Raw genomic sequence first — 20,510 nt, 5'->3', positions numbered from 1 at the left:
CCGCTACCTGTTATGCCGTTTTTTCCAGACGGAAGTGATTAACCAGGTTCTCCAGCAGGACTGCCTGCTCTTCCAGCGCGTTTGCCGACGCTGAAGAGGCAGACACCAGCGAGGCATTCTGCTGCGTGGTGGTATCCAGCTCACCGACCGCGCGGGCAATCTGCTCAATACCGCGGCTCTGCTCTTCGGAAGCCGATGAAATCTCACCCATAATATCGTTGACCCGCGTAATCGCGCTGACCACGTTCTCCATGGTGTCACCGGCGCGGGTGACCAGCGCGTTACCGGTGTCAATGCGGGTGACCGATTCGCTAATCAGCTGGGCGATATCTTTTGCTGCCTGTGAGCTGCGCTGTGACAGATTGCGTACTTCACTGGCGACCACCGCAAAGCCGCGCCCCTGTTCACCGGCACGAGCCGCTTCTACGGCAGCATTCAGCGCCAGAATATTGGTCTGGAATGCAATACTGTTAATGACTGCGGTGATATCGGCAATCTTCTTCGAGCTGGCAGAGATATCGCCCATGGTTTTCACCACATCACGCACCGCAGCGCCGCCATCAATGGCGGTTTTGGATGCCTGAGCGGCAATCTGGCTGGCATGACGGGCGTTATCAGCGTTGTTTTTTACCGTCGAGGTTAGCTGCTCCATGCTGGCCGCCGTCTCGACCACCGCCGCTGCCTGCTGCTCCGTTCTGGTCGACAGATCGGTATTGCCGCTGTTAATGCTGCTGGACGCGTGTGCGACCGTAACCACACTGTTACGCACATCGCCAATCACACTGCGCAGACGCTGATTCATGCGGCCCATCGCCGCCGTCAGCTGACCTAATTCGTCAGTACGGTTGGTATTAAATTCAGAACTGAGATCGCCACTGGCGATACGCTCCGCCAGCGCCAGATTCTGCATCACCGGTCGGGTAATCTGACGGATGATAGACCAGGCGACCAGAATACCAAACAGGATCGCCAGCGCGCCCATCATTAACATGATATTGGCGGAGCCAAAGGTCAGGTTGTCGTTTTCGGCTTTGACCAGACTCATGATTTGCTTAATCGAAGCGCTGCTCTTATCGCCCGCAGTTTTCACTAAATCTTCCGCTGCGCGTAACTGCGTATAGCTGGCCTGATACTCTTCACTGAGCTGTTTGTAGCTGACGGCATTATTCCACAGACTTTGCAGCGCCTGCTGGCTTTCAACCGGCAGTTGCGCCATCAGACCTGCCATCGCACGCTGACCACTGGCAAAGTGACTGTTTAACGACTGGCGTAATCCATCACTGGCGCTAAAAGTCAGCACATAAGCTTCTTCGCGAATCTGACTGATAGCCAGCAGCTGCGTAAACAGCGCGCTGCTAATCGCCTGGTCGGCGAGCGGGGTGCCAATTAACAGTGCATAACTGGCGGAGAGATCTTTGCTGTTGTCGCTATTAAGCTGAGCGCGCAGGGCGGTTAATTTTTGCGTGGCGGCGCTCATCGCGGTGATGCTGCGCTGAAAGCTGTCGAGATGACCGGCAATATCGTTAATAAGTTGCTTCTGCTCGCCAGCCCAGTCGAGCTGATTTGCCTGTTGCGTTAACTGCGAGGCGTGGGTAACAAAATCGGCCATGACCTTGCCGGACTTCTCATCGCCGTTATAAAGATATTTCAGGCGGTTAATTTTAGCCTGAAACACCTCAATATTGATGTCATACACCAGATTGGTTTTTTCATAAACCTGACGGATGGCGTTAAATCTTACAACACTGAGGGCGGTGGCCAGCGCCACCAGCAACAGCACCAGACCAAAGCCGAGAGAAAGTTTGTACGAGATTCTGCTATTACGTAATCGGGATACCAGACTTGTTATCATTATTTATTCCCCTGCGTTACCCATTGTGGATGAAGAAGGTAATACCTAATAAACCGACACAGTTATCGGCAGATTTAGCGGCAACTTTAGTCAGATCAGCAGGTTGGTTTAGCCATTGATGGCGTAAAACAGGGTGAACCGCACAAAGGAGATTACGCCCGGGGCGCAGTAATGCTAATGTCAGAAAAGATGCGTAACCCTGATATGAACTGGAGAAAACAATGCCACATATTGATATTAAATATTTCCCGCGAGAACTGAGCGATGAAGAGAAAAGCGCTATCGCTGAAGCGATGGCCGATGTGCTGAAACAGCATTTCGGCAGCAAAGACAGTTCTCTCTCCGTGGCAATGACGGAAATCCCGCCAGAACAGTGGAAAACCGAGGTTTATGATCCGCTGTTAAAACCTCATCTGGACACCTTAGTGAAAAAGCCAGGCTACGAAATGTAAATGCGGCCCCAGGGCATCATGGCTGCACTCTTCACAGGATAAAATATGGCTTCCCCTGCAACAGCAACTGATGGTTCGTTGCTGCGACACCGCTCGTTTGTCGCTTTCTGGCTGGCGCGTACCTGCTCTTCGTTTGGCTTTCAGATGTTTTCAGTGGCGGTCAGCTGGCAAATTTATGCCCTGACCAACAGCGCGATGGCGCTGGGTATGATTGGCTTAATGCAATTTCTGCCTTCAGTGCTGCTGGCGTTACCAGCCGGACATCTGGCGGATCAGTACGATCGTCGTCGTATTGTGTTATGCGGACAGATCCTCGAGTGGGGTGCCCTGGTAGCACTGATCCTGCTGACGGTTTATCAGTGGTCAGATAAAAATGCGCTCTGGGGGCTGGTGTTTCTGATCGCGCTGGCGAAAGCGCTGGAAGGACCGGCAATGCAGTCAATGCTGCCTTCGCTGGTGCCGCCGGGGATTCTGGCGCGCGCGACGGCCGCCAATGCAGTAGGGGGACAGGCGGCGGTGATCGTAGGCCCGACCATCGGCGGCTTTTTATATGTTGCCGGACCGGATGTGGTATATGGCGTATCGGCTGCGTTTTATCTGCTGTCGATCATTATGATAAGCCGTATTCGCTACGAGCGACCACCGCAGCCACGTCTGCCCGCCACGCTAAAAAGCCTGTTTGCCGGTATCGGTTTTATTCGCGCCCGTCGCGATGTGCTGGGGGTGATTTCACTCGATCTGTTTGCCGTGCTGCTGGGTGGCGCCACCGCGCTGCTGCCGATTTTTGCCAAAGATATTTTGCATACCGGTCCCTGGGGGCTGGGGATGCTGCGCGGCGCACCGTCAGTCGGCGCGTTGCTGGTTGGCATCTGGCTGAGCCGTAACAAACTGGAAAAAAATGTCGGCATGATTATGTTTGGCTCGGTAGCCGGTTTTGGCGTCGCTACGCTAATTTTTGCCCTGTCGAATCAGTTATGGCTGTCTATGCTGGCGCTGGCGGCGCTGGGTGGGTTCGATATGATCAGTATGGTGATCCGCGGCGCACTGGTGCAGCTGGACACGCCCGATGATATGCGCGGGCGCGTCAATGCGGTTAATGGCATCTTTATTAATACCTCCAACCAGCTGGGTGAGTTTGAGTCGGGTCTGCTGGCGGCATTAATGGGTGCGGTGCCCGCTGCGGTATTAGGTGGGGTGGGCACGCTGGTGGTGGTGGCGGTGTGGATGAAACTGTTTCCCCATCTGCGCCGCCGCCAGCGTCTGGAGAGTGAGTAAAGCGCAGGGCCGTGCGGCTCCGCGCCTTTTCAACATTCAGCTAACCGAAGCCGATGCCATCTTCGCATCCCGGCGGGCCATACAGGTACGCCAGGCGCTGCCCGGTGATCCTTTATCCAGCGCGCTGGCTTCGAAATAAGGAATCGCGCGGACATGGAACTCTGCGCCTTTATTTTCCACCGTCTGAGTAAACTGACGGTTTACATAGAAAATCGGCGCCAGTGTTTTTTTACCGGTGACATACTGGTTTTCGATCTGTAATTGCGTAGTGCACTGCGTCGCCGCACGGTTTACAAACGTAAAGCTGTCAGGCTGTTTGCTGCTGGAACCGCAGGCGGTGATCAACGCACAGCTGGCGGTCAAAAGAGTGATACAGATGAGTTTCATCATTGCCTCGGCGCATCATCATAGTCGGGAATTAACTGACTATCGGCCTGCATTGCCGAAGCTTTAGGGCAAAAAAAAACGCCCTTAATTTAGGGCGTTTCTCAGCACTACTTTCCGCCAGAAAGTTGCTGCAATACGGTTAACTGCGCCACCGCATCCTGCATCGCATCCATACCCGCAGTCAGAGTGCGCAGACTGCCCAGATGTCTGGCAATGCTTTCCCGTTCGCTACTGGTTTTATGCCCCATTGCGGCAATGGCATCGGCAGCGGAAATACTGTGTTGCGCCATATTGGTCGCGGTCTGCACCGTATCGCTGGCAACCGTGCGGATGCGCGAAATGGTACTGACCGCATCGCTGATATTGCCAGCGGTGGCGTCCGCCTGCTCTTTCGAAGAGTGCGCCAGACGACGCACTTCTGCCGCCACCACCGCAAACCCGCGTCCGGCTTCGCCAGCGCGCGCCGCTTCTACCGCCGCGTTAAGTGACAGCAGATTGGTCTGGAAGGCGATATTGCTGATGCCGCTGGTAATGTCATTAATACCAGCCGAAATATTCTCCAGATCGTCCAGTCCCTCCACCAGACGGTTCTGCGCCTGCTGGCTCTGGATGGCGATATCGCTGATTGAGCGAATACTGTTTTCCGCCATGCCCAGCGTTTCGTTCTGACTCTGCGTCGCGCTTTCCAGCATCGGCAGCGCCTCCATCAGCGGCGCCAGCTCCTGCTGATAAGAGACAATACGATTCAGCACCCGGGTCTGAAACGCATTCAGCGTCTCCCAGCGACGCAGGGCGCGCTGCGCATAATGTCCGGCATAACCGGCATACTCCACCGGGAAATTCACCATCGCCTTGACGTCGTGATGGAAAAATACCAGTGCCGATAGCGTCTGGTTAATCGGCACGCCGAGAATTTCACCAAAACTGGAGAAACCGGCGGCGGGCAGACCTTTAAAAAAGTGCGCGTTGTGCAGCTGGCCGTCATTGCCAACGCGGCGCAGAATACAGTCATTCATCAGAATCGCCGCCGGTTTGCCACGCTGCGTGATAAACCGTTGCCAGTCCTGATAAGTGCTCTGTTTAAAGTCGTTTTCTTCCAGCAGATAGAGGCGGTCGCCAAATTCCAGATCACAGAAAAACTGGACGCGACCGCCTTCGATTTTGGCAATCGAACGGATAAAATATTCCGCGCCGACTTTCACGCCAAACGTCAATCCCTGCAGACGTTCGGTCAGCTGTTGCTCATTGCAGCCAAGATATTCCGCCAGCGCGCTGGTAAACGACTGCTGCTGTCCCTGCTGATTAAATACTGATGTTACGCTACGCGCCACCGGATCGGCTTCGGCAATCAACCAGCTTTTATCCCGCGGCGTAAAGTTCTGACTTTTAAATGGTGCAAAGGATTTGCCCGCCGCCATCTGGCAAAACACAATTACCGCTTTGCCCTGCAGGATTTTCCCGCCGACGCTCATCCAGGTGCCATCAAACTCAATCTTGCCGCCCGCAGAGCCGCCAATCGCCAGGCAGGGGAAGCGGCCACTGTTATACCAGGCCTGCATCAGGAAGCCCTCGGAAGCCGACAGACCATCACAATAAATCATGGCGAAAGTACGATCCGATGACAGCGGCATCCGTAGCTGCAGGGTTTGCAGCTCGCGCTGAATGGCCTGAATGCGATCGGCAGCGCTATGGGTATCGCCAACGTGCAGGTCGACAATATGCACTTCGTGCTGCGCAATCAGGCTGTCGGGCAGCCACAGCCAGCTGCCTTGCTGTCCGGCGCCGTCACAGTAGGTGGTTTCACGACCACTGCTGCTCAGCGCGCCGTTTGACGAAAGCGTAAGCACGGTTAAATCGGCGGAGGTAAAACGCTGCCACGCCTGACTGACGCGGGAAAAATCGCCATAAGGAGGAACAAAGGTCATCAGAATGCCGGATGCTTTATTACTCAGGCCCACTGCTGATAATGAATCCGGCAGATGCTGGCAATCATAGATGCCATTGGCGGGGCGATGTTTGCTGCGCGTCAGCGAAGCTGGCAAAATATTTTTTATCGCCATTAATAAAGACATAATTATACCTTTGTTTTGTATAGAGTTAATTTACTGTGGTTAAGAGCGAAATATCCGGGTGAACAACATGAGGGCTGAAAAGCCTGATCCTCGCGCGATCATGACGCGATATTACGGATAAAAACGGCGATGAGTTTCTGCCATTGATTAATTGATGGTTATCGCCCGCAGCGCAAAAACCTTTAATTGTTGTTGTAACAAGAAGCGAAGAAAAATGGCGAAGGGAGGTAAATAAAAAATAACAGGAAATAAACGCGGGCAGTTTATCTGCCCGGCGTCAGAGGATTACCATTTGACTGCGTTTTGCTGCCACTTCAGCAACCGATCGCGCACCGCAAACAGCAGCGTAATCAGCGATGAAAACAGCACCGCCATCACAATCAGCGCACCATACATATTGGCATAGGCGGCCCAGCCCTGCGCCCACTGCAAATACCAGCCCAGCCCGGACTTCACCCCCATCATTTCTGCGGCGACCAGTACCGAAAATGAAGCGCCGAGTCCCATAAACAGACCAACGAACACATGCGGTAATGAAGCAGGCACCGCAACGCGCAGAATCAGAAACAGATTGCTGGCGCCAAGGGTGCGGGCAACATCGTAATAGCGCTTATCGACGCTGCTGACGCCAGACCAGGTGAGTACCGTCACCGGGAACCAGGTCGCCAGCGCAATCAGGAAAATGGCGGCGGAGAAGCTGGAAGGGAAGAAGTAGAGCGACAGCGGCAACAGGGCGGTGGAGGGAACCGGCCCGAGGAAGCGCAGTAGCGGATGCACCCAATAACCCAGTCCGCGAGACCAGCCAATCGCCACTCCGGTAACAAAACCACTGAGACTGCCAAACAGAAAGCCCAGCGCCAGCAGACGCAACGAATTCAGCACGCTGTCGCCCAGACGGAACCAGTCGGTGGCATAAGCTTCAACCAGTGCCCGAGGCGGCGCAAAGAACGGCGCAGGCAACAGCGCCAGTTTGGCGGTCACCATTTCCCACAGGCCAATCAGCAGCGCCAGCGCAACCAGCCAGCGCGCTGCCTGTTGCAACGGATCCAGCAGCAGGCGCCAGCTCAGTAACCTGCCGATCAGCGCCGCCACGGTCAGCAATGCGGCGAGCAGAATAAACAGCTGATGAGTTTCACTGACAAAGCGCGGCGGCGCAAAGCCCGCTGGTTTATCCGGCCAGACAATCATTAGCGCCGCCAGCGCCCACCAGGCTACACCCGCCAGCAGCAGTGCAGGCGTCAGGGCGGCTGACGGGCGACGGGTGGCTGCATTCAGAGGTGCAAAAGTGTCACTGGACATCACGCCTCCTTATCAGGCCATATGATGCTGAGCAGCCGGTAACAGATCCGGCACATAGTGCTCAGCAAAACGCTGAGCATCAGTATCAGGGCGGATAACGTTGATGATCTTCAGTTCGTTGACATACACCGCCACCTCTTTGCGCAGCTGTTCACCGGTGGAATGATGATGGTGCGTATGCTCGCTGAGCATGGCGGTAATATCGTCGATCGGTACCTGGCCCGGCACAAAAGGCGCGAAGATTTTAGCGGTTTCCGCCGGGTGATCGGCAGTCCATTGCTGTGCATCGACAATCGCCTGGCTGATCGCCCTTGCAACCTCAGGATTATCACGTACCAGTGAGCCGCGCAGGCCGAGCACACAGCAGGTCAGGCTGGCGTATTCTCCCTTCAGGTTATTATCGACTTCGACCAGACCATCATGGTGTTTGATCAGCCAGCCTTGCGGGTCGTCGGTGGCCAGCGCCTGCACTTCGCCTTTACGCAGCGCTTCACCAAACAGATCTGCCGGATACTGCACCCAGTTCACCTGTTTATCCGGATCGATGCCGAGTTTAGCTAGCTGAATCGCAAAGAAATTGCGGATCGGACTGGCCTGGTCGGTCACTGCCACGCTTTTGCCCACCAGGTCGCGCACACTGTTAATGCCGGAATCTTTCGGCGCCAGCAGACGCATACAGCCGCCATGGGTGCCAACGGTCAGATCGACATCAAAACCCTGTTCCAGCGGCTTCAGCCAGCGCAACGCCATACCAATGCCGCCATCGGCCTGGCCGGTAGCGATCGCCTGCAACAGGGCATCGGTCGGGCCGCTAAAATTGACCGGTTCCACATTCAGGCCATATTTTTTGAAGAAACCCTGTTTCAGCGCCACGGAAATTGGCGCCTGACAGACCGCCGTCTGCCCCCAGGCGAGTTTAACCGTGGTCAGCTGACCATCCGGCGCGGCGGCCCACACCGGCAACGCCGAAGAGAGGCTTAATCCTGCGCCCATTAACCCCATTTTTTGTATAAAAGAACGACGTGAAAAGTCGGAATGCCCGGCCATGATGTCTCCCTGCTGGATGAATTATCGCTTAACTGTTGCAGGCTTCGATCTGACGGGGAAATAACAATAGTGCATTAATAATTCCACTCCCGGCTTATACAGATTGCAGCTTAACTATGCCGTAATTGTTTATTTACCTTGAGGATTTAAACCGGAATATTTAAACCAGAACTTCGCCAAAGAAAGGATAAATCATGTCACTGGCCGAAACGATAACGCCCGCCAGCGGACTGGCGCTTAATATTAATCATGTCAGCCATGCATTTTATTTGCAGGGCAAAACGTTGCAGGTGCTGGATGATGTTTCACTGACGGTGGCGCCGGGTGAGTTTGTTGCGCTGCTGGGTCCATCGGGCTGTGGCAAATCCACGCTGTTACGGCTGGTTGCGGGTCTGGAAGCCCCTGGCAGCGGAGAGATTGCCGAAGACGGCGCACCGTTGCAGGGGCCGGATCCCAGCCGGGTGGTGGTGTTTCAGGATCCGACGCTATATCCGTGGCGCAGCGTGTGGCGCAATGTCGCCCTCGGGCTGGAAACGCGCAACAAACTAACCACCGCAGGACGCCAGCGGGTTGACGATATCCTTGCGAAAGTGGGCCTGACGCAGTTTGCCAGCGCTTGGCCGCATCAGCTGTCTGGCGGCATGGCGCAGCGCGCGGCGCTGGCCAGGGCGCTGGTCAATCATCCACGTTTGCTAATCCTCGATGAACCACTGGGCAAGCTCGATTCACTGACGCGAATCCGTATGCAGCAGGAGTTAGTAGCGCTATGGCGCGAGCAGCAGTTCAGCACGCTGATGGTGACTCACGATGTTGAAGAGGCGCTGTTAATGGCCAGCCGGGTGGTGATATTCAGCCCACGTCCGGCCCGTATTATTGAAACTATCGATGTCACGCTGCCCTGGCCGCGACGTCGTGACGATCCCCGGCTGATCCAGCTGCGCACCCGGGCGCTGCATCTGCTCGGGGCTGAAGCCCCCACCGCCTGACAGACACCGGAGCATCTTATGACGATTCACAACGGCATCACTGAGCTGGTTGGTCAGACGCCACTATTACGTCTGAGCCGTTTCAGTCAGCAATTTCAGCTCAATGCCGAGCTGGTCGCCAAACTGGAATATTTCAATCCCAACCACAGTATTAAAGATCGTATTGCGCTGGCGATGATTGAAGACGCCGAACGCAGCGGTAAATTAAAGCCAGGCATGACGCTGGTGGATACTACCAGCGGCAATACCGGCATTGGCCTGGCGGCGATTGCAGCGGCGAAAGGCTATAAATTTCGCGTCTATCTGCATGACAAGCTCAGTGCCGAACGTTTCGCCATCCTTAATGCCTTTGGCGCGGAAATTATTCCCTTCAGTCAGGTGCCCGGTTTTGAGCAGGTGATGGCCGACAGTGACGGCGATTTTGTCGCTGCCGCACGCTGGCTGGCGGACAATGTGATTCTGAAAGAAGCCAATATCTGCTTTACCTGCCAGCTGGAGAATCCGGCGAATCCCGCCGCCCATTTCAGCAGCACCGGCCCGGAGATCTGGCAGCAAACCGACGGCCAGCTGGATCTGCTGATCGCTTCGGTTGGCACCGGCGGCACGCTGTCAGGTGTCGGGCGCTATCTGAAGCAGCGGAATCCGGCCATCAGGCTGATTGGCGTGGAGCCGGGCGAATTCTCCATTCCTGATAATGACAATCCCGAGACGCGTGAAATCACCGGGGTGCATGCTTTCAGCAGCGTACTGCCGGAGCGGGTGCCGCTGACGCTGGATCGTCAGCTCTGCGATGAGGCGTTTGCCGTTGAGAGCTGGCAGGCAGTTCAGACCGCGCGCGAAGTCGCGGCGACAGACGGGATTCTGGTCGGTGAATCCTCCGGCGCGGTGCTGTATGCCGCGCGTGAAATCGCCCGCCGGGCGGAAAACGCCGGTAAGCGCATGGTGGTGATCCTTGCCGACAGCGGCCTGACCTATCTCTCTACCGGCCTGTTTGACCCACAACAAAGCATTGGCCAGATCAAGGCCGCCGCTCTGTTACGCCAGCTGGCGGCAGAACCCACTCTTTGAGTAAGGAAACCTGATGAGCAAAGCCAATATTAAACTCGGTCTGATGTTGCATGGCGCGGGCGGTCATATGAATTCATGGCGTCACCGTAAAGCCCCGGCCGACGCCAGCGTTAACTTCCGCTATTTCACCGAACTGGCGCAACGCGCCGAAGCAGCGCAGTTTGATTTTCTGTTTGTCGCCGATGGCCTGCATATCAATGAAAAGTCACTGCCACATTTTCTTAACCGCTTTGAGCCGATTGCGTTGCTGTCGGCACTGGCGGCAGTCACCGATCGCATCGGTCTTGCTGGCACCATCTCCACCTCTTACAGCGATCCCTTTACCGTTGCCCGCCAGCTCGCCTCCCTGGATAACATCAGTAACGGCCGTGCTGGCTGGAATGTGGTGACCTCACCGCTGGCCGGATCATCGCGTAATTTTGGTAAGGAACATCCGGAGCATGCGTTGCGTTATCAAATCGCCGAAGAGTATATCGGTGTGGTGCAGGGGCTATGGGATTCCTGGGAAGACGACGCCTTTGTGCGCGATCGTGACAGCGGCGTATTCTTTGATGCGGCAAAGCTGCACAAACTGAATCATCAGGGTAAATTCTTCGCGGTGGAGGGACCGTTAAATATTCAGCGTTCGGCGCAGGGGCAACCGGTGATCTTCCAGGCAGGCGCTTCCGATACCGGTATTAGCCTGGCGGGCAAATCAGCCGATGCGGTATTTACCAATGCCCGCACGCTGGAAGAAGCGCAGGGTTATAGCGCCAGATTACGGGCGGAAGTGGCGAAAAATGGCCGTGACGCGGTGGGGATCTTCCCCGGCATCAGCCCGATCGTTGGCAAAACCGCGGAAGAGGCCGAGGCGAAATATCAGCACCTGCTGTCGTTACTGTCAGCAGATGATGCGCTGGCTTATCTGGGACGCTTCTTCGACCACCATGATTTCAGCCAGTATCCACTGGATGGTCCATTCCCGGAACTGGGCGATCTGGGACAAAACACCTTCCGATCCACTACCGACAGCATTAAACGGCGGGCCAGAGAGCAGCAACTGACGCTGCGACAGATCGCCTTTGAAACCGTACTGCCACGCGGCGAGTTCTTCGGCACCCCGGAGCAGGTGGCTGACACCTTTATCCGCTGGGTTGAAGAGGGTGGCGCCAGCGGTTTTATTATCAGCGGGCCGGTACTGGTAGAGGCGCTGGCGGATATCACCGGGCATGTGCTGCCGATCCTCGCCGCGCGCGGCTACTGGCAGCCTTCAACAGAAACCACGCTGCGTGGACGGCTGAATATTCCGTTTAAAACCAACCGCTATGTGGCGCAGGACGCGCCACAATACGCCGGTAAACAGCAGGAGGAACCGCTATGAGGCTACCCGTAGCCGGTTATAGATGTAATGCCTGTAGCTGTTAAACAGCTGTTTGTCGGCACACTCGTTCAGCAGACCTTTACACAGATAACGCATGTCAATATTGGCCTGATAGAACGGCGACACCTTCAGCCGGGCTTGTTCGAGTAATATTCCACCGAGAAAGGCGATATCAGTTACCGTGCCCAGGCCAGACACCTGCGGCATATTGACGTTATCCCGCAGACTGAACTGCGTGAGGTGCATGGCATCAGGTAGCGGCGAAGCATACCCGTTTGCCCAGTTAATGGCAGGCTGATGGTCACCAAAATACATAAACATTGTCGGCCTGTGACGCTGGTCGACAAACTGGAAAAAATCTGCCATGGCGGTATCTGAATTTTTAATTTTCTCTACATAGTGGCTGAATTTTCCTGCGGAATCCGCATTTTTCACTACCGTGCTCAGCTGATAGTCGTCTTTATGAGCCGCATCGTAAGGGCCATGCTCACTCATAGTCAGCGCATAAATAAACAGCGGTTTGTCGGTGTAGGTGCTCATGATTTTTTTGACATAACTCAGCATGTCGGCTGTTGTGATATGCCACAGATTATCCTGCAGGCTGCCGGGATAGCCCAGTTCCTGCGGCTGGATAATTTTATCAACCCCCATCATGGTATAGGCGTGACGGGCGTTATAGGCTGACTTATTAAACGGCGTAAGGACCACCGTATAATAACCGTTGGCTTTCATCTGCTTAAACAAGCTGTCGTTGACATGGTCGATGATTGAATAAAATACCGCATTTTTCATGGCGCCAAAATCATCGCTGCGAAGTCCTGTGAGTGCCGAAAACTCCGACAGCCAGGTTCCTCCGCCGAAAGTTTGCACCCGCATGTGCGTATGCGCTTTCACCGCCGGTCCTGGTTCAAACATGGAAAAATGGGGCAACCGCGCTGGCGCTGGCAGCTTATACAGCCGCGGGTCGGCGGTGGATTCCTGCAGCAGCAGAACAATATCAGGATGCTCACTGGCGGATGCCTGAGGTGCTCTGTTAAGCGCGGCGGCGCGGGTGGTAAAATATTGTGCAGTCTCTTCAGTGAAAGACGGTGGGTGGTAGTGCAGCTGGCGGGCTGACATCACCAGGTTGGAGACCACGCCCGTACCACCCGGCATGGTGCCGGCCCAGTCTTGCTGGTAGCGGGTAATACACTGGCTGAGTAACGCGCCACTGGCCGCCATCATACCCACGGCAATCAGCATTGGAACCACACCTTGTCGGCGGGGCACTGCACGCCAACCAACAACCAGCGTCAGCATCACAAACAGCACCAGTCCGACTATCGCCAGTCCGGCGGACGGATAATGAAGCAGGGTGGCGGCATTTGAGACGTCAGTCATAATATAAAGATCGGGGAACACTAGTCGGTCTTTGTAGTAGTGCACCTTGAGCTGGTTAATAAACTGCAACGCAATCACCAGCAGGCTGCTGATCGATAAAGCGAAAACCGCTTTTGCGGAGAGTAAATACAGTAGCCCGCAACAAAAAATAAAGGCACTCGCGGTGGTGACCAGCGGATAGATATCACCCGGAGAATTATCTGAAATAATAATTAATGATGAAATAATTAATATAGATAAATAAGTGTAACTCTTTGGTGAATTAATGTACTGCGTTAATATAGATGGATGGAGTCTCTGACTCATGGTGCTTCTTGTCCCTTGTGGAAATAGTTATTTGTTGGCGGCGGGTGCTATCTTCCCGGAATAAAAGTTATATTAATTGATTGATTTTCAGTCATATTTATAAACTCCATAGCAGAAAAGCTATCGGTTTAGTATGAAGTATTATTTTCCGGGGAATTTAAACGAAACATCAATATTTAAAACTTATAAGAGAAACGGGCAGCGGCAGTGGATTACTGATTAACCGGTTCCAGCGCCGTCTTCAGCAGTTACTGGACTGTATCAGCGTTATCAGCGCAACATAACAAAGCGCGGCATGGTGCGGTCTGACATTAATATCAGTAATCTGAGTTTCTTCACTGGCATTAATCACCAGCCGCACCGCAGCAGCAATCGAAGCGGGCAGACTGTTTTCCAGCGGTGCGATGGCGGCGAAGTCACCGACGCGTTTACGATTTTTTTGATTCATCGGCGTATCGGTGGCAACGCGTACACCGTTGGCGCTTTCTTCGGCATGTAAGCCGTTGGCCAGGCGCGTCAGCTCAGCTGTGGCAACAAACAGATTAATTGATTAGGTTGGCTATGCGTTACAGACCCGAATGCAAAGCTGTTGACCTATTTTTTTGAGAAAATTCTATTAAAAACAGTCACGGTTAACCATGCAAATAATAAAGGCATAATAATTAGTGTGACAATAAGAGAGTTAGCATCTGAGCCGAATATGTTAAATGGGTTTGTTAATCCTGCAACAAAATGATAACCATCATCTGACAGGTGTTTGAATAATATCTCCGGAAGCATAAAGAAATATATTAATGCTGAAGCTACAAAAATTAGATTTTTTTTCAACTTTGTCATCTGTGAACATCCTTGCAACGGGTTTTATTCAGTATATAATCTTATGAATCAGGAGTATACACTCAAGGAGAGAAGTTCTTATGTCATATCTTAAAATGAAGCTAGAAGCAGACCGTAACATAGCGAGGGATCTTGAAAAAGCAATTCGCGTCATCCAACAAGTTTTCCAGCGGTGCGATGGCGGCGAAGTCACCGACGCGTTTACCAGCAGATGCAGTTGCTGGACATGGTGGTCACGCGCTAAAACTCTTTATCTTCACCGCGTGACTTTGCCAGGCCAATCGAAATTACAAAACCCAGCGCGAGAAATCCCAAGAAACAAGCTAACTTCATCACTATTGACTCAGCCAGGAACAGTGATGCAATCGCCGCAAATGTTGTGATTCCGGTAGTCATCGCTTCAATAAAATGAGCGGCTAACCAGCTAGAAAAATTAGCAATTTTTTTTGCAAATTTCATTATCCACCCTTTCACAGAATCTTTTATTACCTCTGATATATTCCATATACGGTCTGAGCTGATCTTCGACTAAGAAATAGATCATATCCAACCCTTGAGAACGTACTAGAAAATATATTTGCGAATAATGGTTTTGCATACGCCGGGATGTTACTAAGTCAAATAAGCACGTTCTGAAGTATGAACTTATTACACAGAAAATGCGGCGAACCGCACTCTATCAACTAACACTCTCGCTAATCCACCGCTCAAGCTCCTGCAATTCACTCTGCTGCTGAGGGAATTCGCTTATTAACTGCTGAATATGCTGCGCCAGCACTTCCGGGCGATAGGCTGCGCCTTGCAACCTTAACGCCAGCGCTTCCAGTGGGGTGGGATTCAGGCTGTCGCTGAAAATCTGGCAGCGGCTGATGATTCCGCGCTCGACATCAAAGTGAATCTCCACGCCGCCCCAGCTAAAACGGGTATCCAGCAGATGCGAGAAATCTGGCGCCTGGCCGAAATTCCACTCCCAGCTGCTCTGTTTAGCAAATTGCTCACTAAAGCCGGGCAGGTCAGGCAGTGCTTCCGGTGAGATGCGCTCAGGTTCGCAGCGCGTGCCAAAATGGGCAAAGAAGGCTTCGGTCACCGCCGCACAGATACTTTCATAACTGACGCCCGGTTTCAGCTCCTCAAGATTCGCCACCCGTGAACGCACTGAAGTGATGCCTTTGGCCTGAAGCTTTTTAATATCCGGATTAAGGTAATCGGCCAGCCGTGAAAGATCGGCATTCAGCAGTATCGTGCCATGATGAAAACCACGATCCGGGGTTTCACGGTAGGCGGAGCCGGAAATCTTGCGTATGCCGTCGGGGGTGTTGACCACCAGGTCGTTGCGGCCAGAGGCTTCCGCCGCAATCCCCAGTGTGTCCAGCGCCCGCAGGATAATGCTGGTGGAGACGCTTTTATCGTATTCGGGTTTGCCGGCCATAAAGGTAAAACAGCAGTTTCCCAGATCGTGAAACACCGCGCCGCCACCGCTGCTGCGACGCGCCAGCCGGACATTATCTTCCGCCATCCGCCGCGTATTGCACTCTTTCCACGGGTTTTGCGCCCGTCCAATCACCACCGTTTCCGCGTTGCGCCATAAAAACAGCACTCGTTGAGTCGCGGGCATCTGGCGAAAAATGCACTCTTCAACCGCCAGATTAAACCAGGGATCGTACGATTCGGACAACAGTAAACGCAGTGAGGACATCATTGACTCCATTTCCATAAGAACGCTGCTTTAGGCAATACAAGAGATTCTTCCGAGATCTCATCTGATACGTTCATCTCAATATCGATATCCGTTATATTACGCGTAAGATCACAAAAAGCATCAGAGGAAGTACCGCGTTATGATTAACCGTTTCACTCTTGCCGCCATTGCGGCAGCTTTTGCGCTTTCAGGATGCGCAAAACACTCCGTCAACGAACCTTCAAACGACTTTGCAACTGGCGCGACGCTGCTTAACGTGACGCATGTTCCTGCCCGTACCTCAGATGGCGCAACCGTATATGTTACCGTTGATGGTAATGATGCTGGCGCACTGCCTTATGGCGAAAGCATGCAACTGCATGTGCCCGCCGGTAAGCATAAGGTCGGCGGCTATGCGCGTTCGATCATTGGCCGTGTAACGATTGCACCGGTGGAGATCACCACCTCGGGCAACACTGCCAAACATGTCGCCTATACGGTAACCAAGAGTAAGCCAAACTTTACCCAGCTGGCTGATGAGCCGTTACCTCAGACGCCGGTAGCGAAAGCTGAGCCGCAGTCACCCGTCGCAGCAGCGCAGACAGCCGCAGCAGAATCCCCGGCGGCGGCGGCAACCACAGAGACGCAGACAACCACCACTGCAACCCCGGCAGCCACTTCGGACACGCAGACAAGCACCACCGTAACCCCGGCAGCCACGACTGAAACGCAGGCAACATCCAGTGAGACCCCGGCCAGCGCTGGCGAAACTCAGGCAACTGACACCGACACTCAGCCACAGGTAGTACAAACGCAAGCCACTGAGAAAACCGAATCAACTGAGACATCAGCAACACCTCAGGGATAACAGATTCGTGGTTAAAGCTGCACCGCAGATAAGCAAGGAGCTGGCGTTAAGCCAGCTCCTTTTTTTATGGCTGTGAAGGTAGCTATCATTTTTTATGATAATTCAAAATATTTTAAAGTGTTAAAAAAGGTTTTTAATGACTGAAGAAATTGCATCATTAATGGCACCGATGCAACGAGATAAACCATGAAACTAACGAAGAAGTAGTGCAGTCAGCAGGCATACCGTTAGGCCGACATGGCAAGCTGGCCTGCAGTATGCGCAATTCATCATCAATATTTTGCGATCTATATCAAATAGTTAGTACTGAAATTGTAAATGAAACGTTAATCTGATTATTTTAAAACAACGTTTCGATATTGATCACAATTTTATCAAATGGTCGATGACTACACAAAAATCTGGACCTAATATACTGAAACATTGTTTTGGTTTACCTGGGGAAAGAGCTGGAGGTGAGGCTGGCAGGAGATGACAATCTCTGGTTATCGATACAACTCTCTTATAGCTGCGGTGTGGTCACTCTTGACTGCTTAACACTTTCTCTTTTGCCAACATTGATTAAAGACGGTGCTGCCACAGAGATGACGTTGGTCTCTGCTTATCAGCGCCGTGGCGAAGCATTTTCCCAAATAACGCTGAGGTTAATAACATTCTTTTTTGGCGTCATTAATTTATTTTTAATGTAGTTAACACAGGTAAGCATGATGAATGAGAACAGAATGCTCGGGTTAGCCTGGATATCGCCCTATATTTTAGGACTGATAGTGTTTACGGCTTTCCCCTTTATATCATCGTTGTTTTTGAGTTTTACCGACTATGACCTGATGAATCCACCACGGTTTAACGGGGTGGAGAACTATCGCCATATGTTGTCAGAAGATGATTTATTCTGGAAATCGATGTGGGTGACATTAGCCTATGTTCTTCTGACTATTCCGCTAAAACTGGCTTTTGCTTTAGGGATCGCTTTTGTTCTGAATTTTAAGTTGCGCGCTATCGGGTTATTCCGCACGGCGTTTTATATTCCGTCAATACTTGGCAGTAGCGTGGCTATCGCGGTGTTATGGCGCGCTTTATTTTCTATCGACGGACTGCTGAATGGTTTTATCGGTGTATTAGGCTTTGAGCCGGTTAACTGGCTGGGAGAACCGGCACTGGCGCTGACTTCCGTCACGCTGCTGCGGGTATGGCAATTTGGTTCAGCGATGGTAATTTTCCTCGCTGCGTTGCAAAACGTTCCGCAATCACAGTATGAAGCGGCAATGATTGATGGCGCATCCAAATGGCAGATGTTTATCAAAGTCACGGTACCACTGATCACCCCGGTAATTTTCTTTAATTTTATTATGCAGACTACCCAGGCGTTTCAGGAATTTACCGCACCTTATGTGATTACCGGTGGCGGCCCAACCCATTACACCTATTTATTCTCGCTCTATATCTATGATACCGCGTTTAAATATTTCGATATGGGATATGGCGCCGCGCTGGCATGGATACTGTTCCTGGTGGTCGCTGTTTTTGCCTCTGTCGCCTTTAAATCGTCGAAATACTGGGTATTTTACTCCGCCGATAAGGGAGGGAAAAATGACTGATATCCATAATCATAAATCGGTTAATAATGATGTCATTGCGACAAGCGAGATTAACCGCACGCAGCGTAAAGAGAAAATGAGCGCGGCAGTGCGTTATACCATCCTGGTTATTGTCGGCTTACTGATGCTCTATCCGTTGCTGTGGATGTTTTCCGCCGCGTTTAAACCGAATAATGAGATCTTTACCACCCTCGGACTGTGGCCGGAACACGCCACCCGTGATGGCTTTGTTAATGGCTGGAAAACCGGCACCGAATACAACTTTGGTCACTATATGATGAATACCTTTAAATATGTGATTCCGAAAGTGGTGCTGACGGTGATTTCATCAACGGTGGTGGCCTACGGTTTCGCGCGGTTTGATATTCCGTGGAAGAAATTTTGGTTTGCCACATTGATTACCACCATGTTGCTGCCGGGCACCGTGCTGTTGATCCCGCAATATATTATGTTTCGCGAAATGGGCATGCTGAACAGTTACTTACCGCTGTATCTGCCGCTGGCCTTTGCCACTCAGGGCTTCTTTGTCTTTATGCTGATCCAGTTCTTACGCGGTGTGCCGCGCGATATGGAGGAAGCGGCGCAAATCGATGGCTGCAACTCGTTCCAGGTGTTGTGGTATGTCGTGGTGCCGATCCTTAAACCGGCGCTGATCTCGGTGGCGCTGTTCCAGTTTATGTGGTCAATGAACGATTTCATTGGCCCGCTTATCTATGTCTACAGCGTGGATAAATACCCGATAGCCCTGGCGCTGAAAATGTCGATTGATGTCACGGAGGGGGCGCCGTGGAATGAAATCCTGGCGATGGCCAGTATCTCGATCATGCCGTCGGTCATCGTGTTTTTCCTTGCCCAGCGCTACTTCGTTCAGGGCATCACCAGCAGCGGCATAAAAGGCTAATTGAGGATTGATCATGGCTGAAGTTATTTTTAGTAAATTGGGCAAAGTGTATTCCAACGGATTTAAAGCGGTACATGGTATCGATTTAACCATTCGCGATGGTGAATTTATGGTGATTGTCGGTCCCTCCGGCTGTGCCAAATCCACCACGCTACGTATGCTGGCGGGGCTGGAGACCATCAGCGAAGGCGAAGTGCGTATTGGTGAACGGGTGGTAAATAACCTGGCGCCGAAATCGCGCGGCATTGCGATGGTATTCCAGAACTACGCTCTGTATCCGCATATGACGGTGCGCGAAAATCTGGCATTTGGTCTGAAGTTAAACCGATTGCCCAAAAAAGAGATTGAAGCCCAGGTTGCTGAAGCCGCAAAAATCCTCGAGCTGGATGAACTGCTCGATCGTCTGCCGCGGCAGTTGTCAGGTGGACAGGCGCAGCGTGTAGCGGTAGGGCGCGCCATCGTGAAAAAGCCCGATGTGTTTCTGTTCGATGAGCCGCTTTCCAACCTTGACGCCAAGCTGCGCGCCTCAATGCGTATCCGTATTTCCGATCTGCATAAGCATCTGAAGAGCAGCGGCAAACCGGCGACCACCGTCTATGTCACCCATGACCAGACGGAAGCGATGACGATGGGCGACAGAATTTGCGTCATGAAGCTGGGTCATATTATGCAGGTCGATACCCCGGACAATCTTTATCACTATCCGAACAATATGTTTGTCGCCGGCTTTATTGGTTCGCCGGAAATGAATATCAGGCCGGGCACGCTGACCCGCCACGATGGTGTAATTGGTCTGAAAGTAGGGCATTACACCCTGATATTAAACCCGCAGCAGCAGAGCAGGGTGTCCGCGTATGTCGGAGAGTCGGTTTTCTTTGGCGTGCGTCCGGAGTTTATCCATATTTCCCTGACGCCATTCAGCGATAACCATTCGCAGGGCGAACTGGTGCGCATTGAGAATATGGGTCATGAGTTTTTTATGACTATCAAGGTCGATGATTTTGAGCTGACCTGCCGTATGCCGTCCGATGAGGCGCGAGATATTGTCGCCAGAGGACTGCACCAGACGGTCTGTTTTCGTTTTGATATGGATAAATGTCATATTTTTGATGCAAAAACAGAAAATAACATCTCTCTTTAACAG

Annotated in this window: 19 protein-coding genes; 9 read left to right on the top strand and 10 right to left on the bottom strand. The window is 52.6% G+C overall.

The features are described 5' to 3' along the window. Window positions 1–10: 10 nt before the first annotated feature. Window positions 11–1,852 carry a methyl-accepting chemotaxis protein gene (locus tag J2125_RS23240; RefSeq protein ID WP_017802328.1) on the bottom strand — a complete coding sequence of 614 codons (1,842 nt, stop codon included), beginning with the start codon at window positions 1,850–1,852 and terminating at the stop codon, window positions 11–13. 221 nt (window positions 1,853–2,073) lie between these two features. Between J2125_RS23240 and pptA the strand changes: the two genes are divergently transcribed. Both pptA and J2125_RS23230 read left to right on the top strand, forming a co-directional pair. Beyond that, entirely contained in the window at window positions 2,074–2,304 is a 231-nt protein-coding gene (pptA, locus tag J2125_RS23235) for a tautomerase PptA (RefSeq protein ID WP_017802327.1), read from the top strand. 45 nt (window positions 2,305–2,349) lie between these two features. After that, a complete protein-coding gene (locus J2125_RS23230) occupies window positions 2,350–3,579 on the top strand; it encodes an MFS transporter (RefSeq protein WP_017802326.1) in 1,230 nt (409 codons plus the stop codon). Window positions 3,580–3,615: 36 nt separating this feature from the next. Here J2125_RS23230 and J2125_RS23225 read toward each other — a convergent pair whose 3' ends face one another. The 4 genes from J2125_RS23225 to J2125_RS23210 all read right to left on the bottom strand — a co-directional run bounded on the left by J2125_RS23225 (window position 3,616) and on the right by J2125_RS23210 (window position 8,384). Then, complete coding sequence (locus J2125_RS23225) at window positions 3,616–3,969, bottom strand: hypothetical protein (protein ID WP_157819458.1); 354 nt, start codon at window positions 3,967–3,969, stop codon at window positions 3,616–3,618. 104 nt (window positions 3,970–4,073) lie between these two features. Then, window positions 4,074–6,038, bottom strand: a complete 1,965-nt coding sequence (locus tag J2125_RS23220; protein WP_017802324.1) for a methyl-accepting chemotaxis protein — start codon at window positions 6,036–6,038, stop codon at window positions 4,074–4,076. A gap of 285 nt (window positions 6,039–6,323) precedes the next feature. Then, window positions 6,324–7,337 (bottom strand): ABC transporter permease, encoded by a 1,014-nt coding sequence (locus J2125_RS23215; protein ID WP_017802323.1) that lies wholly within the window; start codon window positions 7,335–7,337, stop codon window positions 6,324–6,326. Window positions 7,338–7,349: 12 nt separating this feature from the next. Further along, a complete protein-coding gene (locus J2125_RS23210) occupies window positions 7,350–8,384 on the bottom strand; it encodes an ABC transporter substrate-binding protein (protein WP_017802322.1) in 1,035 nt (344 codons plus the stop codon). 194 nt (window positions 8,385–8,578) lie between these two features. Here J2125_RS23210 and J2125_RS23205 point away from each other — a divergent pair, with 194 nt between their 5' ends. The 3 genes from J2125_RS23205 to J2125_RS23195 are packed head-to-tail and all read left to right on the top strand — an operon-like array spanning window position 8,579 to window position 11,798. Continuing rightward, a complete protein-coding gene (locus J2125_RS23205; protein ID WP_017802321.1) occupies window positions 8,579–9,370 on the top strand; it encodes an ABC transporter ATP-binding protein in 792 nt (263 codons plus the stop codon). 18 nt (window positions 9,371–9,388) lie between these two features. Beyond that, entirely contained in the window at window positions 9,389–10,438 is a 1,050-nt protein-coding gene (locus tag J2125_RS23200) for a PLP-dependent cysteine synthase family protein (RefSeq protein ID WP_017802320.1), read from the top strand. A 13-nt stretch (window positions 10,439–10,451) separates the two neighbouring features. Next, entirely contained in the window at window positions 10,452–11,798 is a 1,347-nt protein-coding gene (locus J2125_RS23195) for an LLM class flavin-dependent oxidoreductase (RefSeq protein WP_209499545.1), read from the top strand. On the opposite strand, the gene J2125_RS23190 is transcribed toward J2125_RS23195, so the two are convergent. The 5 genes from J2125_RS23190 to J2125_RS23170 form a co-directional block, all read right to left on the bottom strand. Beyond that, window positions 11,793–13,484 carry an LTA synthase family protein gene (locus J2125_RS23190; protein ID WP_017802318.1) on the bottom strand — a complete coding sequence of 564 codons (1,692 nt, stop codon included), beginning with the start codon at window positions 13,482–13,484 and terminating at the stop codon, window positions 11,793–11,795. The two genes, J2125_RS23195 and J2125_RS23190, sit on opposite strands and share 6 nt — an antisense overlap. 241 nt (window positions 13,485–13,725) lie before the next feature. Next, window positions 13,726–13,932, bottom strand: a complete 207-nt coding sequence (locus tag J2125_RS23185; protein WP_017802317.1) for a hypothetical protein — start codon at window positions 13,930–13,932, stop codon at window positions 13,726–13,728. Between the two features lie 146 nt (window positions 13,933–14,078). Beyond that, window positions 14,079–14,321, bottom strand: a complete 243-nt coding sequence (locus J2125_RS23180) for a hypothetical protein (RefSeq protein ID WP_017802316.1) — start codon at window positions 14,319–14,321, stop codon at window positions 14,079–14,081. Window positions 14,322–14,561: 240 nt separating this feature from the next. Then, the gene (locus tag J2125_RS23175) at window positions 14,562–14,780 is read right to left on the bottom strand and encodes a hypothetical protein (protein WP_017802315.1); all 219 of its coding nucleotides are present in this window, start codon (window positions 14,778–14,780) and stop codon (window positions 14,562–14,564) included. A gap of 220 nt (window positions 14,781–15,000) precedes the next feature. Then, complete coding sequence (locus J2125_RS23170) at window positions 15,001–16,017, bottom strand: lipoate--protein ligase (protein ID WP_026111869.1); 1,017 nt, start codon at window positions 16,015–16,017, stop codon at window positions 15,001–15,003. 142 nt (window positions 16,018–16,159) lie between these two features. Here J2125_RS23170 and J2125_RS25080 point away from each other — a divergent pair, with 142 nt between their 5' ends. From J2125_RS25080 to J2125_RS23150, 4 genes are all read left to right on the top strand, one after another. After that, window positions 16,160–16,867, top strand: coding sequence for a hypothetical protein (locus tag J2125_RS25080; RefSeq protein ID WP_017802313.1), 708 nt, complete (start codon window positions 16,160–16,162; stop codon window positions 16,865–16,867). 707 nt (window positions 16,868–17,574) lie between these two features. Then, a complete protein-coding gene (locus J2125_RS23160) occupies window positions 17,575–18,465 on the top strand; it encodes a carbohydrate ABC transporter permease (protein ID WP_017802312.1) in 891 nt (296 codons plus the stop codon). After that, window positions 18,458–19,366 carry a carbohydrate ABC transporter permease gene (locus tag J2125_RS23155; RefSeq protein WP_017802311.1) on the top strand — a complete coding sequence of 303 codons (909 nt, stop codon included), beginning with the start codon at window positions 18,458–18,460 and terminating at the stop codon, window positions 19,364–19,366. Before J2125_RS23160 ends, J2125_RS23155 begins: the two co-directional genes overlap by 8 nt. Before the next feature lie 13 nt (window positions 19,367–19,379). Beyond that, window positions 19,380–20,507, top strand: coding sequence for an ABC transporter ATP-binding protein (locus J2125_RS23150; RefSeq protein ID WP_017802310.1), 1,128 nt, complete (start codon window positions 19,380–19,382; stop codon window positions 20,505–20,507). Window positions 20,508–20,510 lie beyond the last annotated feature (3 nt).

It is taken from the genome of Winslowiella toletana, from assembly GCF_017875465.1.
GTDB classification, from domain to species: Bacteria; Pseudomonadota; Gammaproteobacteria; order Enterobacterales; family Enterobacteriaceae; genus Erwinia; species Erwinia toletana.
The sequence above is the reverse complement of the archived record's forward strand: the minus strand, read 5'-3'. Positions and strand labels throughout refer to the sequence as shown.

Coding starts and splice junctions, on each gene's coding strand:
- J2125_RS23240 (WP_017802328.1), bottom strand. CDS start 1,852: ATGATAACAAGTCTGGTATCCCGATTACGTAATAGCAGAATCTCGTAC.
- J2125_RS23160 (WP_017802312.1), top strand. CDS start 17,575: ATGAATGAGAACAGAATGCTCGGGTTAGCCTGGATATCGCCCTATATT.
- J2125_RS23190 (WP_017802318.1), bottom strand. CDS start 13,484: ATGAGTCAGAGACTCCATCCATCTATATTAACGCAGTACATTAATTCA.
- J2125_RS23150 (WP_017802310.1), top strand. CDS start 19,380: ATGGCTGAAGTTATTTTTAGTAAATTGGGCAAAGTGTATTCCAACGGA.
- J2125_RS23220 (WP_017802324.1), bottom strand. CDS start 6,038: ATGTCTTTATTAATGGCGATAAAAAATATTTTGCCAGCTTCGCTGACG.
- J2125_RS23185 (WP_017802317.1), bottom strand. CDS start 13,932: ATGAATCAAAAAAATCGTAAACGCGTCGGTGACTTCGCCGCCATCGCA.
- J2125_RS23180 (WP_017802316.1), bottom strand. CDS start 14,321: ATGACAAAGTTGAAAAAAAATCTAATTTTTGTAGCTTCAGCATTAATA.
- J2125_RS23155 (WP_017802311.1), top strand. CDS start 18,458: ATGACTGATATCCATAATCATAAATCGGTTAATAATGATGTCATTGCG.
- J2125_RS25080 (WP_017802313.1), top strand. CDS start 16,160: ATGATTAACCGTTTCACTCTTGCCGCCATTGCGGCAGCTTTTGCGCTT.
- J2125_RS23230 (WP_017802326.1), top strand. CDS start 2,350: ATGGCTTCCCCTGCAACAGCAACTGATGGTTCGTTGCTGCGACACCGC.
- J2125_RS23175 (WP_017802315.1), bottom strand. CDS start 14,780: ATGAAATTTGCAAAAAAAATTGCTAATTTTTCTAGCTGGTTAGCCGCT.
- J2125_RS23210 (WP_017802322.1), bottom strand. CDS start 8,384: ATGGCCGGGCATTCCGACTTTTCACGTCGTTCTTTTATACAAAAAATG.
- J2125_RS23170 (WP_026111869.1), bottom strand. CDS start 16,017: ATGTCCTCACTGCGTTTACTGTTGTCCGAATCGTACGATCCCTGGTTT.
- pptA (WP_017802327.1), top strand. CDS start 2,074: ATGCCACATATTGATATTAAATATTTCCCGCGAGAACTGAGCGATGAA.
- J2125_RS23200 (WP_017802320.1), top strand. CDS start 9,389: ATGACGATTCACAACGGCATCACTGAGCTGGTTGGTCAGACGCCACTA.
- J2125_RS23205 (WP_017802321.1), top strand. CDS start 8,579: ATGTCACTGGCCGAAACGATAACGCCCGCCAGCGGACTGGCGCTTAAT.
- J2125_RS23225 (WP_157819458.1), bottom strand. CDS start 3,969: ATGATGAAACTCATCTGTATCACTCTTTTGACCGCCAGCTGTGCGTTG.
- J2125_RS23215 (WP_017802323.1), bottom strand. CDS start 7,337: ATGTCCAGTGACACTTTTGCACCTCTGAATGCAGCCACCCGTCGCCCG.
- J2125_RS23195 (WP_209499545.1), top strand. CDS start 10,452: ATGAGCAAAGCCAATATTAAACTCGGTCTGATGTTGCATGGCGCGGGC.